This is a genomic window from Steroidobacter flavus (assembly GCF_042651805.1).
Taxonomy (GTDB): domain Bacteria; phylum Pseudomonadota; class Gammaproteobacteria; order Steroidobacterales; family Steroidobacteraceae; genus Steroidobacter; species Steroidobacter flavus.
Genome location: NZ_JBHSDU010000003.1, coordinates 921,222 through 935,235 on the forward strand (window position 1 = coordinate 921,222; position 14,014 = coordinate 935,235).

At 62.8% G+C, this 14,014-nt stretch carries 14 protein-coding genes; 10 read left to right on the forward strand and 4 right to left on the reverse strand.

Annotated features, from left to right (window positions below; all coding sequences use genetic code 11):
- Nucleotides 1-171 precede the first annotated feature (171 nt).
- Nucleotides 172-984, forward strand: a complete 813-nt coding sequence (locus ACFPN2_RS09575) for an SDR family NAD(P)-dependent oxidoreductase (RefSeq protein ID WP_380596385.1) — start codon at nucleotides 172-174, stop codon at nucleotides 982-984.
- A 55-nt stretch (nucleotides 985-1,039) separates the two neighbouring features.
- Nucleotides 1,040-1,327 (forward strand): hypothetical protein, encoded by a 288-nt coding sequence (locus ACFPN2_RS09580; protein ID WP_380596386.1) that lies wholly within the window; start codon nucleotides 1,040-1,042, stop codon nucleotides 1,325-1,327.
- 52 nt (nucleotides 1,328-1,379) lie between these two features.
- Here ACFPN2_RS09580 and ACFPN2_RS09585 read toward each other — a convergent pair whose 3' ends face one another.
- The 3 genes from ACFPN2_RS09585 to proB all read right to left on the reverse strand — a co-directional run bounded on the left by ACFPN2_RS09585 (nucleotide 1,380) and on the right by proB (nucleotide 4,506).
- Nucleotides 1,380-1,850 carry a response regulator gene (locus ACFPN2_RS09585; protein ID WP_380596387.1) on the reverse strand — a complete coding sequence of 157 codons (471 nt, stop codon included), beginning with the start codon at nucleotides 1,848-1,850 and terminating at the stop codon, nucleotides 1,380-1,382.
- Nucleotides 1,851-1,875: 25 nt separating this feature from the next.
- Entirely contained in the window at nucleotides 1,876-3,285 is a 1,410-nt protein-coding gene (locus tag ACFPN2_RS09590) for a sensor histidine kinase (protein WP_380596388.1), read from the reverse strand.
- Between the two features lie 75 nt (nucleotides 3,286-3,360).
- A complete protein-coding gene (gene proB / locus ACFPN2_RS09595; RefSeq protein WP_380596389.1) occupies nucleotides 3,361-4,506 on the reverse strand; it encodes a glutamate 5-kinase in 1,146 nt (381 codons plus the stop codon).
- A gap of 194 nt (nucleotides 4,507-4,700) precedes the next feature.
- Here proB and ACFPN2_RS09600 point away from each other — a divergent pair, with 194 nt between their 5' ends.
- From ACFPN2_RS09600 to ACFPN2_RS09630, 7 genes are all read left to right on the forward strand, one after another.
- Nucleotides 4,701-5,042 (forward strand): DUF6763 family protein, encoded by a 342-nt coding sequence (locus ACFPN2_RS09600; protein WP_380596390.1) that lies wholly within the window; start codon nucleotides 4,701-4,703, stop codon nucleotides 5,040-5,042.
- Between the two features lie 54 nt (nucleotides 5,043-5,096).
- On the forward strand, nucleotides 5,097-6,551 hold the full coding sequence (locus ACFPN2_RS09605; RefSeq protein ID WP_380596391.1) for a cryptochrome/photolyase family protein: 1,455 nt from the start codon (nucleotides 5,097-5,099) through the stop codon (nucleotides 6,549-6,551).
- Nucleotides 6,552-6,614: 63 nt separating this feature from the next.
- Nucleotides 6,615-7,580, forward strand: coding sequence for an acyl-CoA desaturase (locus ACFPN2_RS09610; RefSeq protein ID WP_380596392.1), 966 nt, complete (start codon nucleotides 6,615-6,617; stop codon nucleotides 7,578-7,580).
- Nucleotides 7,581-7,617: 37 nt separating this feature from the next.
- Complete coding sequence (locus tag ACFPN2_RS09615; protein WP_380596393.1) at nucleotides 7,618-8,907, forward strand: NAD(P)/FAD-dependent oxidoreductase; 1,290 nt, start codon at nucleotides 7,618-7,620, stop codon at nucleotides 8,905-8,907.
- Between the two features lie 14 nt (nucleotides 8,908-8,921).
- The gene (locus tag ACFPN2_RS09620; protein WP_380596394.1) at nucleotides 8,922-9,719 is read left to right on the forward strand and encodes a DUF1365 domain-containing protein; all 798 of its coding nucleotides are present in this window, start codon (nucleotides 8,922-8,924) and stop codon (nucleotides 9,717-9,719) included.
- Entirely contained in the window at nucleotides 9,716-10,975 is a 1,260-nt protein-coding gene (locus ACFPN2_RS09625; protein ID WP_380596395.1) for a class I SAM-dependent methyltransferase, read from the forward strand. The genes ACFPN2_RS09620 and ACFPN2_RS09625 overlap by 4 nt, the downstream gene beginning before the upstream one ends.
- A 12-nt stretch (nucleotides 10,976-10,987) precedes the next feature.
- Nucleotides 10,988-11,422: a hypothetical protein gene (locus tag ACFPN2_RS09630; RefSeq protein WP_380596396.1), complete on the forward strand. Its 435-nt coding sequence runs from the start codon at nucleotides 10,988-10,990 to the stop codon at nucleotides 11,420-11,422.
- On the opposite strand, the gene ACFPN2_RS09635 is transcribed toward ACFPN2_RS09630, so the two are convergent.
- A complete protein-coding gene (locus ACFPN2_RS09635) occupies nucleotides 11,397-12,533 on the reverse strand; it encodes a DSD1 family PLP-dependent enzyme (protein WP_380596397.1) in 1,137 nt (378 codons plus the stop codon). The genes ACFPN2_RS09630 and ACFPN2_RS09635 overlap by 26 nt on opposite strands.
- Before the next feature lie 32 nt (nucleotides 12,534-12,565).
- Here ACFPN2_RS09635 and ACFPN2_RS09640 point away from each other — a divergent pair, with 32 nt between their 5' ends.
- Complete coding sequence (locus tag ACFPN2_RS09640) at nucleotides 12,566-13,981, forward strand: FAD-binding oxidoreductase (RefSeq protein WP_380596398.1); 1,416 nt, start codon at nucleotides 12,566-12,568, stop codon at nucleotides 13,979-13,981.
- Nucleotides 13,982-14,014 lie beyond the last annotated feature (33 nt).

Below are 14,014 nucleotides of genomic sequence, written 5' to 3' on the forward strand. Positions count from 1 at the left end.
GGCCGGCACTCTGCCACAGCGTCATACACGCCGACAGCGACGCCGGGGCGCCATTGCATTAATTCATACTCGCGGACACACTCGACGCCGACTCAGCCATACAAGCGTCGCCCGTCGGAAATAAATCAGTATTCCGATCTGCGAAAATACGCTCCAACCGGTGCAGGTCCCATGCAAATTCCCGATCCCGCGGTCGAAGGTCAGCTCAAGGGCAAAATCGCATTGGTCACCGGCGCCGCGAGCGGCATCGGCCGGGCCAGCGCCATTGTGTTCGCACAGGCCGGCGCGGCGGTCGTGGCGCTGGATCGCGCGGCTGAAGTGGAAGACACAGTAGCCACTATCCGCAAAGAGAACGGTCGCGCCACCGCCATCGTCAGCGATTCGTCTCAGGAATCGAATATTTCAGAGGCCATCGACGCGGCGGTCCGGGAGTACGGCGCGCTCGATGTTTGTTTCGCCAATGCCGGCATCAGCGGCGGCCTGGTGCCGCTCAACGAGCAGACACCCGAGCACTGGCTGCAAGTGCTGACGATCAATCTGATCGGTACGTTCCTCGCCGTGAAGCATGCGGCCCGAGTCATGACACCGCGCAAGCGGGGCTCGATCATCTGCACCGCCTCGGTGGCCGGGCTGCGCTCGGGCGCGGGCGGCTCGCCGTACAGCGCCAGCAAAGCGGGTGTCATCAGCCTGGTGCAAACGACGGCGTATCAGCTGTCCGGCAGCGGCGTACGTATCAATGCCATTTGTCCCGGCTTGATCGAGACCGGCATGACCAAGCCCATCTTCGATCAGGCCCGGGCGCGCGGCACCGATAACAAGATCGGCCAGCTCAATCCGCTGCGACGCGCCGGCGCCCCCATCGAGATCGCGCGCATGGCCCTGTTCCTGGCGTCGGACGCGGCGTCCTACGTCAACGGTCAGGCCTTCCCGGTCGACGGCGGCCTGTCCAGCTCGCACCCCATCGTCCCGCCGCGAGTGCCCTGACGGAACCCCGCCCGGCGGCGAAGCGTCTCGCTAAGACCTACAACGGAGAACGCTCATGCGCGACTACGAGCGCTATGACGATGACGATCTCGACGATTACAGGCCGCGGCGACGCTCGGCGGCGTTCGGCGCAGTCGAGTCCATCCTGCTGCTAGGTGCGCTGGCGCTGATCGCGATGCCGGCCATCAAGGGCATCGCGCGGCGCTATCGAGTGCGCAACCCGGTGGCCGCCGACGAGGCGTCGGTCGATGAGTCGCTGAAGGAAACCTTTCCCGCCAGCGACGCACCGGCTTCGCGTTACGTCGATATTCCAGTGAACCGGCGCGATACGACGACGCACTGATTCTCCCGCGGGATTTCCCCGGCCGTGCTTCCTCGATTGCACGGCCTTTGGGTCACGGCTTGAGCCGCATCAGCTGCGCGATCAGCACATTCGGTAGCACCGGCTTTGCCAGGCGCGGCACGCCGCGGGCGGCTTGAGGAAACAGCCGATCCTCGTCGGCATAAGCGGTCGCGAACACAAACGGCACATCCTTCGCGCGCAGCTCGTCGGCCAGCGGGAATACATATTCGCCGTTGAGATTCACATCGAGCACGGCGACGGTCGGCCGTTCCTTCGCGAGCATTGCCTTCGCCTCGGCGAGACTGTGCGCCGGCCCGAGCACACGCGCGCCCTGCTCCTCCAGCATCATCTGCATGTCGTAGGCGACGATGAAATCGTCCTCGACCACCAGCACCGTCATGCCTGACATCGGGCCCTTGGTCGTGCCTTGAATGCCCGTGCCGTCGCCGCCTTCACGATGCGGCGCACGCCGGGCCGGAAACAGCAGCACGCGCGGATCGCGCAGCACCGCCGGGCGCGTCATCGGCGAGCTGCCGGTGCGAACGACCTCAGGAGGCGGGCATGACCTGGAGCTTGGTGAGATTGACCCGGATACGCGTGCCCGGCCGCCGCCCCGGCGCAGCAGCGCCTTCGTGAAATCGAGCAGTGCGTTCCGGGTGGCCGCCGAACTGCCGCGCGACCATGTCGATGATCTTGGCGCCGAGGCCACCTGTTTCTTGTATCTGTTGGTCATGCCAGCCCACTCCATCGTCCGATACTTCTAATATCGCCACCTGGTCCGCGCCATGCTCGAGGACCACGTTCACTTCGCCCGCTTCGCCGGGCACGAACGCATGTTTGATCGCGTTCATCACCAGCTCGCTGGTCAGCACGCCGAGCGACACCGCGTCGCGCGCGTTGATCTCCAGCGGTTCGACCTGACACTGGATTCGGATCAAATCTCCCGGCGGCAGTCCGGCGCTGATGTCTTCGAGCACCGCGCCAAGCACTTCGTTGACCTTGACCGTCGCGAAGTCCGCGCCGAGGCGCAGCTTGCGGTGCGCCGACGCGATGGCCTGCACGCGCATGCGAGCGGCACTCAAGGCACGAGCCGCATCGGGATTCTTCACTGCTCTCTGTTGCATCGTCAGGAACGATGACACCAGCGCCAGATTGTTACCGACGCGATGATTGACGTCGGTCAACAGCGACTCGGCTCTGGCACGCTCGCGATGGGCTTCTTCGGCGGCCCTCGCCAGATCTTCCGTGCGCGCCAGCACCCGCTCTTCCAGCTCAGCATTGTGGGACGCGAGCCGCAACCGACTTTCGTGAACCGTCGCCACATACCGACGCACACTGATCAATGCGAACAGTGCCAACAGGCCGCACGCGAGCAGCATCACAACGACCGCACTGGTGAAACGATCGCGCAGATCGGCGGCCGCGCGCTGACGTTCGGCGAGCAATCTTTGTTCGAATTCTGTGGCTGCTTCGATGCGCGAGCGGACGTCATTCAATGTCGGCAGGCCCGTGCGTTGAAGCGCACCGACAGCATCGGCCTGACGCCCCGCGCGATAGGCAGCCACTGCTGTGTCGATGCTGGCCAAGCGCCTCTCGATCAACGGCGTGATTGCTTCGACATTAGCGAGCTGCGGAGGATTGTCCGCCACCAGTTCGCGCAGCGTCGCCAACTGATTGGGCAACAGCTCGCCCGCTTCTTGATGCGGCTTGAGAAATGCTTCGTTACCGGTCAGCAGGAAACCGCGCAATCCCGACTCGGCGCCGCCCAGCGTGAGCAGTGTCTTATTGAGTGCTCGTTGCACTTCCATCGTGTGCACGACCAGTTCGTCCGCTTTGACGCCTTGTCGCGACACATGAAACGTCAGCCCAGCCGAACACAACAGCAACAGGAAGCTGAGCACAATCGTCGCGGTCAGCGCGCGATTCCGGCGCAAGGAAGGTTGTTGTAAGACTTGCATATCCGCTGATGGACGAGTGTCCAAGCGGTCGATACTAACAAACTCGCACAGCGCGTCAGCCGGGCGAAACCCGCGTTAATTTGTAAGTACTAAATCGTCGCGATGGATCATTTCATCGCGACCGTGGAATCCAAGAAGCGCCGGGATCTCACTAGATTTGTGTCCGAGCAATCGCTCGGCGTCGCCACTTGAATACGCGACCAGGCCGCGCGCGATTTCCTTGCCGGTGGCATCGCGCACGATGAGCGCATCACCGCGCTGAAAGTGACCGACGATGCGAGTCATCCCCGCGGGCAGCAGACTCTTGCCGCGCCTCAGCGCGGCCGCCGCGCCATCATCCACATAGATCTCGCCCGCCGGCTGCAATGTGCCGGCGATCCATTGCTTGCGCATGGTCGACGGACTCGCGGACGGATAGAACCAACTGCAACGTGCGCCTTCTTCAATCCGTTTTACAGGATGCAACTCGCGACCGAGCGCCACGCACATATGACAACCTGCACCGACCGCAATTTTCGCGGCGGTAATTTTCGTCGCCATGCCGCCGGTGCCGACCGCGGAGGAAGAGCCGCCCGCCATGGCCTGGATTTCGGGCGTGATCTCACGCACTTCGGGAATGAATTGCGCGTTGGGATCGCGCGTGGGATCGGCCGTGTACAGGCCGTCAACGTCAGACAACAGAATCAGGCAATCCGCGCTGATCATCTGCGCGACGCGCGCGGCCAGCCGGTCGTTGTCACCATAACGTATTTCGGCAGTAGCGACCGTGTCGTTCTCGTTGATGACCGGCACCGAGCCGAGCTTCAACAACATGCGCAATGTGTTGCGCGCATTCAGGTACCGGCGCCTCTGCTCGGTATCGCCGGGAGTGAGCAGAATCTGCGCGACGCTCAACTCGTGGCGCTCGAGCACTTCGGTCCAGGCGTGCGCCAGGCGGATCTGGCCGACCGCCGCGGACGCCTGCTTCTCCTCCAGTTTCAGCTTGCCTGGAGCGAGTCCGAGCTGGCGGCGGCCCAGCGCAACGGCGCCCGAGGACACGATCAGCACCTCCTGCCCCCGCCGGCGCAACGCGCTGATATCGGCTGCCAGGGTTTCCAGCCAGTCGCGCTTGACCGAGCCATTGGCGGGGTCGGCCAGCAGGGCCGAGCCGACCTTGATGACGATACGCCGTGCCTGCAATAGCGGCTGGGCGGACGTCTGTACGCGTGACGGCGTCGTCATGGCATGGACAAGCGTTGTGGGGGGCATGGCATGAAGCGGTAAAGGGCGCGGCAGTGTAGGCACCGGCCGAACCCCCGTCCATCCGCCCATGAAAGACCGCGCCGCGCTGTTTCACTCACTTGGCAGTCTTTGAGAATGCCCCTAATATTCCGCCGCCGGTGAAACCACCGGTTCTCGTCGTTTGAGGTGTGTGCGTGGCCAGAGATTACGACCCGGTCCAGGGAAAATGGTATGAGGATCTCGAAGAAAACGAGGTCTTCAAGGTCCTGTCCGTGGATCCCGACCAGGAGTTGGTCGAAGTCCAGTACGAGAACGGCGATATCGAGGAAATCGACCTCGATACCTGGCACGAGCTAGACCTGGAGCAGGCCGAGGAGCCGGAAGGCTGGGCCTCGGACGATGAGGAAGAGGAAGAAGAGGAAGAAGAAGACGAAGACGAGGACGATTGGGACGAGGACGACGACGATTGGGACGACGACGAGGATGAAGACCTCGACGACGACGATGACGATTACAACGATCGGGACGACGCCTGAGCGTCCCTCGCGCTCTCTCCCCACGGTCAATCTCTCGACCGCGCCCGGTCTAACGTGGCGCGGTCATCCAAGAACTCCATCCATCGCACAGCGATAAGCTGGTTCAGGCGCGACCTGCGCCTCACCGACAACCCCGCGCTACTCCATGCCCTCGAGCATGCCGAGCGCGTGGTGCCTGCCTTCGTCTATTCGCCCGATGAGGATCGATCCTGGGCACCCGGCGCCGCCAGTCGCTGGTGGCTGCATCACAGCCTGGTCGCGCTGGACGCCGGACTGCGCAAAATCGGCAGCCAGCTCATCGTGCAGAAGGGCGACTCGCTCTCGGCCCTGCGCAAATGCATCCGCGAAACGGGTGCGACGCTGGTTTGCTGGAACAAGCTCTACGAACCCGCGGCATTGGAGCGCGATGCCGAGATCGCCGCCGCACTGGCCGATGACGGCGTGTCAGTCGAGCAAAGCAACGGGACATTGTTGTTCGAACCGGGCACGGTGTTGAACCAGCAGAACCTGCCGTATCGAGTGTTCACGCCGTTCTGGCGCACCGTGGAAAAGCTGCTGCCAACCTTGCCGCCTCCGAGCAAGGCGCCTCGCAAATTGCCGCCGGTCCCGCGCGGCCTCGCGCGCATCGACATCGATGATCTCGAGCTCCTGCCCAAGATTCGGTGGGACGAGGGCCTCGCGCAGAGTTGGACGCCGGGCGAAATCGGCGCAACCCAACAGCTCAAGCAATTCGATAAGCACGTCGCCAGCTATCCGACCGGCCGGGACCGACCCGACCGCGCCGAGACCTCGCGCCTCTCGCCCCATTTGCACTTCGGTGAAATCGGGCCGCGACAGATTGTCGCCATGCTCCGACATCCCGCCCCGGGGGCTGCGCACGCGAAAGGTGCGGACAGCTATCTGCGACAGATCGGCTGGCGCGAGTTCGCGCACCACCTGCTCTTTCATTTTCCGCATACGACGGATGCGCCCCTGGACAAGCGCTTCGCCAAACAGAAATGGCGGCGCAGTACTTCCGACCTGCGAGCCTGGCAACGAGGTGCCACGGGCATTCCGTTGGTGGACGCCGGCATGCGCGAGCTGTGGCGCACCGGCTGGATGCACAACCGCATCCGAATGATTACCGCCTCCGTACTAACGAAGAACCTGCAGATTCACTGGCTGCAGGGCGCTCGTTGGTTCTGGGAGACGCTGGTCGATGCGGATCTGGCGAACAACACGCTTGGTTGGCAATGGGTCGCGGGCTGCGGCGCGGACGCGGCGCCGTATTACCGCATCTTCAATCCCGTCTTGCAGGCCAAGCGCTTCGACCCCTTGCGCGGCTACATCCGCCACTGGGTCCCGGAGCTCGCGCGCTTGCCGGATCGATGGATCCATCAACCCTGGGCCGCGCCCGAGGCTGTTTTGCAGAAGGCCGGCGTCGAACTGGACAAAACATACCCCCGCCCCGTGCTCGATCTGGGGGAATCCCGCAAACGCGCGCTTCAGGTTTATTCCCAGCTGCGTTAATGAATTAGCGATTGAATCCACAGCTCGTCGCTCATGCGAAATCCGTCACGAGGACGCATGACCATGAGCACCAACCCTGAAAGCGCACCGCCCCGCTCGCTGTGGACCAGCCTGACCAGCTGGTTGGATGTGCGCGCGGGCCTGGCCACTTACGACGCATCCAAGATCGACAACGTCGACTGGATGCGCGTGATTCCTTTCATCGGCATGCACATCGCCTGCGTAGCGGTGCTGTTCGTCGGCGTCAGTGCAACTTCAGTTCTGGTCGCGAGCGGTATGTACGTGATCCGCATGTTCGCGATCACCGGCTTCTACCACCGCTACTTCTCGCATCGTTCGTTCAAGACTTCGCGCGCCGGCCAGTTCGTGTTCGCTCTGCTCGGCGCTTCAGCCGTGCAGCGCGGCCCGATCTGGTGGGCTGCGCACCACCGTCATCATCACGCGTTCTCGGACACCGAGCACGACGTGCACTCGCCGGTCCAGCGCAGTTTTCTCTGGAGCCACATGGGCTGGTTCCTGTCGCGCCGTCACTTCCAACCCGATCTGTCCCGCGTCCGCGACTTGCTGAAGTTCCCCGAGCTGAAGCTGCTGGATCGTTTCGACATCCTGGTGCCGATCGCCCTCGCGGTCGGACTGTTCGGCCTCGGCGCGCTGCTCGAACATTCCGCGCCGGGCCTGCACACCAATCGTTGGCAGATGCTGGTGTGGGGCTTCTTCGTTTCGACGGTCGTGACTTATCACGCGACCTACACCATCAACTCGCTGTGCCATCGCTTCGGCAAGCGCCGTTACGAGACCAGCGACGACAGCCGTAACAATCTTTGGCTGGCGCTGCTGACGTTCGGCGAAGGCTGGCACAACAACCACCATCACTATCCGGTGTCGACGCGACAGGGTTTCTATTGGTGGGAGATCGACCTGACGTACTACGGGCTGCGCGTGCTCGCGCTGTTCGGGATCGTCTGGGATCTCAAGCCGGTGCCTCGCGAGGTGCGCGAAGCGCGCACTCGCAGATCGCCAGCTAACTAACAACAAGCATCCACAACGTTACGGGCAGGAAATCATCATGCGCATCGGAGTCATCGGCGCGGGGATCGCAGGACTTTATGCCGCCTGGCGGCTGAGCCGGCAGCACGACGTCACCGTGTTCGAAGCAGGCAACTACCCCGGCGGCCACACCAACACCGTCGACGTCGACTGGCAAGGCAAGCACTACGCCGTCGACACCGGCTTCATCGTTTTCAACGACTGGACCTATCCGAACTTCATCGCGATGTTGCGTGAGCTGGGCGTGCAATGGCAGCCCTCGAACATGAGCTTCAGCTTGCGCTGTGAGCGCACTGGCCTGGAGTACAACGGCACGTCGTTGAATGCGCTGTTCGCGCAGCGCTCGAACCTCGTGAGCCCGTCGTTCCTGCGCATGATCTACGACATCCTGCGATTCAACAAAGAATCACGCGCGCTGCTCAAGACCCACGACGACAAGCTCACATTGAGCGAGTATCTGCGCGCCAACGGTTATTCCGACTCGTTCGCCGAGCGCTACATCCTGCCGATGGGTCGCGCGATCTGGTCCGCCGAGGCCGATGCGATGCTGTCGTTCCCGGCGCGGTTCTTCGTGGACTTCTTCGAGCGCCACGGCTTCTTGAATATCGACAACCGCCCGCAGTGGCAGGCGGTCAAAGGCGGCTCGCGCGAGTATGTTCGCAAGCTGATGGCGTCGATGAAGGCCGACGTGAAGTTGTCGACGCCCATCGAAGGCGTACGACGCCGGGCAAACGAGGTCGAGGTCTGCACGCGCAAGGGCGACGTGCATCGCTTCGATCACATCTTCATCGCGTGTCACAGCGATCAGGCGCTCGACCTGCTGACCGACCCGACGCCCGCCGAGCAGGAAGTTTTGAAGGCATTTCCGTACGCCGCGAACGAAGCGATCCTGCACACGGACACCTCGCTGCTGCCGCGTCGTCCGCTCGCTCGCGCCGCTTGGAACTATCACTCGTTGAAGAGCCCACAGCAGCCGGTCGCGCTGACGTACGACATGAACATCCTGCAGACGCTGGATGCGCCGACGAAATTCCTGGTCACGCTGAATCACGCGGACGCGATCAACCCGAGCAAGATCATTCAGCGCATCGCCTATCACCATCCGGTGTATCTGCCTCAAGGCGTCGCCGCTCAAGCGCGCCATCGTGAAGTGAATGGCGCTCGCCGCACTTATTACTGTGGCGCGTACTGGCGCTATGGATTCCACGAGGATGGCGTCGTGACCGCGATGCGCGCACTGGAGCATTTCCAGTGGGATCTCACCTCGCGCGGCGAGACTACCCCGCCAGTGACGGCAAGCGTCGCCTGACATCCGAGCTACACATGGAAAGTTGTATCTATAACGGTTGGGTCCGCCACCGCCGGCATGAGCCGTCCGGCCATCAGTTCCGCTATGAACTGTTCATGATGTACCTGGACCTGGCCGAGCTGCCGCAGCTGTTCGACCGCTATTGGTGCTGGTCGAGCCGCGGCCCGGCGCTCGCGCGTTTCAAACGTTCCGACTATCACCACACGCTCAACGACGGCGACGATGAACAGGGCGAACTGAGCCTCGACGAAGCCGTCCGCCGCACCGTCACCGCGCAAACCGGCCGCCGCCCGGACGGCCCGATCCGCATGCTCTCGCACATGCGCTACTTCGGTTACATCTTCAACCCCGTGTCGTTCTACTACTGCTTCGACAGCAGCGGCGCGAAGGTTCAAACCATCCTCGCCGAAATCACCAACACTCCGTGGAAGGAACGCCACGCGTACGTGTTGCCGGTCTCGTCAGCGACGCGCAACGACACCGTGATGCGCTTCGAGTTCGGCAAGGAATTTCATGTCTCGCCGTTCTGGCCCATGGACATGAGCTACGACTGGCGCCTCAGCTCGCCCGGCGAGCAACTGCGTATTCACATGGACAACCTGCAGCGCAAAGACGGGCATACCCGCCGCGTGTTCGACGCCACGCTCACGCTGCAACGAGAGGAAATCTCCAGCGCCGCACTCGCCCGCGCGCTGTATCGATATCCGCTCATGACTGCCAAAGTTTCCGGTGCGATTTACTGGCAGGCCCTGCGCCTGTGGTTCCGACGCACGCCGTTCTTCACTCACCCGAACCGGACCGTGACGCCATGACAACAGCAAGACCGTCGATCCTTCCGAACGCGCCCGCCCTGGTCGCCAACGACTCCTGGCTGCAACGGACCGGCCGCAACGCGCTGCTAGGTCAGTTGCAACATCTGAAGCACGGCGAGATCGCCGTCGTCGAAGGCGGCGAAGTGCATCGCTTCGGCAAGCACACGCCGGAATGCTCGCTGTCCGCGACGGTGGAAGTGGTTCATCCGCAGTTCTGGGCCGACGCCGCGTTCGGCGGCACGACGGGTGCGGGCGAAGCTTATATTCACGGTCACTGGCGCAGCGACGATCTCACGTCTCTGGTCCGCATCATGGTCTTGAATCGGGAGATCATGCAGAACATGGAAGGCGGCCTGGCCTTCCTCACGTCGCCGTTACGCCGGATCTTCCATTGGATGAACCGCAATTCCAAGGACGGCAGCCGCAAGAACATCGCCGCCCATTACGACCTGGGCAACGATTTCTTCCAGCTGTTCCTCGACGACACGATGGCGTACTCCTGCGGCATCTTCGAAGCGCCCGAAGCGACGCTGAAGGAAGCCTCGCTCGCCAAATTCGACGCCGTCTGCCGTAAGCTCCAGCTGAAACCTTCCGACCATCTCGTTGAGATCGGCACCGGCTGGGGCGGGTTGGCTATTTACGCCGCGAAGAAGTACGGCTGCCGCGTTACTACGACCACCATCTCCAAGGAACAATACGCGCTGGCCAAAGAGCGTGTGGCCGCCGAGGGCTTGAGTGATCGCATCGATCTGCGGCTGGATGACTACCGCGACCTGGTTGGTCAGTACGACAAGCTGGTGTCGATCGAGATGATCGAAGCCGTCGGACATCAATTCCTGGACACTTACATCGCCAAGTGCGCCTCTCTGCTCAAGCCGAACGGAGCGATGTTGATCCAGGCCATCACCATCCAGGACCAGATCTATGACGACGCCCTGAAGAGCGTGGACTTCATCCAGCGCTTCGTGTTCCCCGGCAGCTTCATTCCCTGCGTCACCGCCATCACCGACGCGGTGACCCGAGCGACGGACATGAAGGTCTATCACCTCGAAGACATCGGCCCGCATTACGCCACCACCCTACGCATGTGGCGCGAGAACTTCTTCGCCAACATCGGCAAGGTGCGGGCGCTCGGCTATCCCGAAGAGTTCATCCGGTTGTGGGACTACTACCTTTGCTACTGCGAAGGCGGCTTCGCCGAGCGACAACTCGGTGACGTGCACATGTTGATGGTGAAGCCCGGCTGGCGCGGGTAAAGTTCGCGGCACATGCTGCCGCTACGCCTTGCCATCTTCGCCGGGGTCTTTGGGATCGCTTTCGCCGGGCTGTTCTGGCTGCTCGGCAACCTGAGCGAGCCCGAACTGCTGCGCTCGAAGAAAGCGGTTGTTGTGAAGGGCTGCGATCCGATCGAAGACGAGGACGCAGCCCGGGTGTGTCCGCAGCTGTTTTGTCAGAAGCATCTGCTCGACACGAAAGCGTTTGAGCTGCGGTACCGCTTCGATGTCACGGTCGATAAGCGCGCTGGCGGTGAGCATTTGATCGGCGGCACCGCCAAGCCCTTTGTTGCCAAGCCTGGCGACGGACCGGCACGAAGCTTTCTTTGCGTGCTCCAGGGCACGCGGGTCGTTTCTAGTCAGGCGCTTTCGGCCGACGAGTTGCGCGAGCTTTCGTCGCTGGTCAGCGCGACCGACCCCGAGCACTAACCGGCCAGATCGCAACCAGCGTCTCGCCGCTCACCACGTGATACGCATCGTACAAATTCACGGTCGGATCACAATGCGGCGCGGCCAATCTCACCGCATCCCCAATCGTCCAAACATGCTTCGACGCCGGGTCGAAAATCATCCCATGCTCATCGCCCATGAATTGATAAGTGCTGCCCTTAGGCGCCCCTGACAACACCACCGCCGGCCCGCCATCCGTCGCAAACGCCTTATACCCCGCATCGATCGTCGCCTGCCCCGGCGTATTCGCACTCACCACCCTCGCATCCACAAACAGCGAATATTCAAAAGGGACCGAAGGCTGATTCGCGAGATCGCACTCGGCGTACTGCCGATCCATGAACACATACGACCCGGTCTGCCACTCAGTGAGCACACCCAAAGACGCATCGATGTGATGCGACCCCGTGCCCGCCCCAGTCACCACCTCCGGCGCGCCGCCGTGAGCTTTCAACTCAGCGATGACGGACTTCAAATACTCCATGCGCTCGCTGAGCGCAGCGGTCCGCTCCTGATAGCTGGCAATGTGCTGCTGGCGGCTGCAGTACATCTGCACGCCTCGATAGCGAAGATTCTTGTGCTGACCTATGACCTTCAACAGCTCGACCGCCGCCGCCGCGGACGGCACACCGGTGCGCCGAATGCCGGGATCGATATCGATCAGCACAGTGAGCGGCCGCTGGACCGCCGCCGACAGCGCCGCGACGTTCGCCGGGTTATCGACCACGACCGCCAGATCCCGAATTCGCTCATTCAACGCACTCAACCGCGCCACCGCCGGTGCCGCCACCACCGGCGAGGTAATCAAGATCGAGTCCACCCCGCCCTCAGCGAGCGCCTCCGCCTCCCCCAGCTTCGCGCAACACACGCCCACGGCACCGGCCGCGACCTGCAACTTCGCGATATCGACGCTCTTATGAGTCTTGGCGTGCGGTCGCAAGGCCACGCCGTGCTTGCGAGCGAACTCGGCCATCCGACGGATATTTCTCTCCAGGGCGTCCCGGTCGACGACCAGGACCGGCGTATTGAGCTCGGCGCGCGAGCCGGCCCGACCGACTAAACCGTGATGTAAGCGAACGTCATCGAGCATCGATCCATCCTCCATTGGAGTAAGCTTACCTCATGAGCATCACCAGCTCCCTGCTCGCCGATCTCCGTCGCGCCGTCGGTCCGCAGGGCTATCTCGATCAGGCGAACGACATCGAGCCTTACCTCGTCGACCATCGCAAGCTGTATCGGGGCGCGACACCGCTGGTACTGCGCCCCGACCGCACCGAGCAAGTGTCCGCCATCATGCGGATGTGCAACGAGGCTCGCGTGGGCGTCGTGCCCGTTGGCGGCAACACGGGCTACTGCGGTGGAGCGACACCGAGCGAGGACGGCTCGCAGATCGTGCTGTCGCTCGGGCGCATGCGAAGAGTGCGCTCGGTAGATCCACTGAACTACACCATGATCGCGGAAGCCGGCTGCGTGCTCGCCGAAGTGCAGGCCGCCGCAGCCGCCGTCGATCGTTTGTTCCCAATGAGCCTCGGATCGGAGGGCTCCTGCCAGCTCGGCGGCAACCTGTCGACCAACGCCGGCGGCACGGCGGTGCTCCGCTACGGCATGATGCGCGACCTCGTGCTCGGCCTCGAAGTCGTCCTGCCCGACGGGCGCGTGCTCGACGGCCTCAAGCCGCTGCGCAAGGACAACACCGGTTATGACTTGCGCAACCTGTTCATGGGCGCGGAAGGCACGCTCGGCGTCATCACCGCCGCCACTTGCAAATTGTTTTCGCGATCGGCGACCACTGTCACCGCGTTCGTCGGCCTCAGCGATCCACAGCGCGCCGTTTCATTACTCTCCCGGCTGCGCACATTCACCGGCGACGCCGTATCGACGTTCGAGCTGGTTCCTCGCTCCGCGCTCGATCTGGTGCTCCAATACATTCCGAACACCGCCGACCCGCTCGATCAGCGTCACGAGTGGTACGTGCTGCTCGAGATCGGCATGGGCCGCCAGGCCGAGTCGATGCGCGACGCCATCGAAACCGAGCTGGCCGACGCGATGGAACAAGGCGAAATCGCCGACGCCGCGCTCGCCTCCAGCGAATCGCAGCGTGAAATGTTCTGGAAGCTGCGCGAGACCATTCCTGAAGCTCAGCGTCACATCGGCGCCAGCATCAAGCACGACGTGTCGGTGACCACCAGCGAGCTGCCGCGGTTCATCGTCGAAGCCTCGCAGCTCGTGCACTCGATCACGCCGACCGGACGGATTGTTTCCTACGGCCATCTGGGCGACGGCAATCTGCATTTCAACGTGAGCCGTCCCAGCGACGGCGACGATGAATCGTTTTTGCGACTGGCGCCGAACATTAACCGGGCGGTGCACGATCTGATCGCGCGCTACGGCGGCAGTATGAGCGCCGAGCACGGGATTGGCAGGCTCAAGCGCGAGGACCTGGCTCGATATGAGCCACCGGTCGCGCTCGACGTCATGCGCGCCATCAAACAGGCGCTGGACCCGAACGGCATCATGAATCCTGGCAAGGTGCTGTAGGGAGTTTTCTCAACCAGGGAAGGAGACAAACAA

Excerpts from the sequence above, each read along its gene's own strand:
- ACFPN2_RS09575 (WP_380596385.1), top strand. The coding sequence starts at position 172 with ATGCAAATTCCCGATCCCGCGGTCGAAGGTCAGCTCAAGGGCAAAATC.
- ACFPN2_RS09580 (WP_380596386.1), top strand. The coding sequence starts at position 1,040 with ATGCGCGACTACGAGCGCTATGACGATGACGATCTCGACGATTACAGG.
- ACFPN2_RS09585 (WP_380596387.1), bottom strand. The coding sequence starts at position 1,850 with ATGACGCGCCCGGCGGTGCTGCGCGATCCGCGCGTGCTGCTGTTTCCG.
- ACFPN2_RS09590 (WP_380596388.1), bottom strand. The coding sequence starts at position 3,285 with ATGCAAGTCTTACAACAACCTTCCTTGCGCCGGAATCGCGCGCTGACC.
- proB (WP_380596389.1), bottom strand. The coding sequence starts at position 4,506 with ATGACGACGCCGTCACGCGTACAGACGTCCGCCCAGCCGCTATTGCAG.
- ACFPN2_RS09610 (WP_380596392.1), top strand. The coding sequence starts at position 6,615 with ATGAGCACCAACCCTGAAAGCGCACCGCCCCGCTCGCTGTGGACCAGC.
- ACFPN2_RS09615 (WP_380596393.1), top strand. The coding sequence starts at position 7,618 with ATGCGCATCGGAGTCATCGGCGCGGGGATCGCAGGACTTTATGCCGCC.
- ACFPN2_RS09620 (WP_380596394.1), top strand. The coding sequence starts at position 8,922 with ATGGAAAGTTGTATCTATAACGGTTGGGTCCGCCACCGCCGGCATGAG.
- ACFPN2_RS09625 (WP_380596395.1), top strand. The coding sequence starts at position 9,716 with ATGACAACAGCAAGACCGTCGATCCTTCCGAACGCGCCCGCCCTGGTC.
- ACFPN2_RS09630 (WP_380596396.1), top strand. The coding sequence starts at position 10,988 with ATGCTGCCGCTACGCCTTGCCATCTTCGCCGGGGTCTTTGGGATCGCT.
- ACFPN2_RS09635 (WP_380596397.1), bottom strand. The coding sequence starts at position 12,533 with ATGCTCGATGACGTTCGCTTACATCACGGTTTAGTCGGTCGGGCCGGC.
- ACFPN2_RS09640 (WP_380596398.1), top strand. The coding sequence starts at position 12,566 with ATGAGCATCACCAGCTCCCTGCTCGCCGATCTCCGTCGCGCCGTCGGT.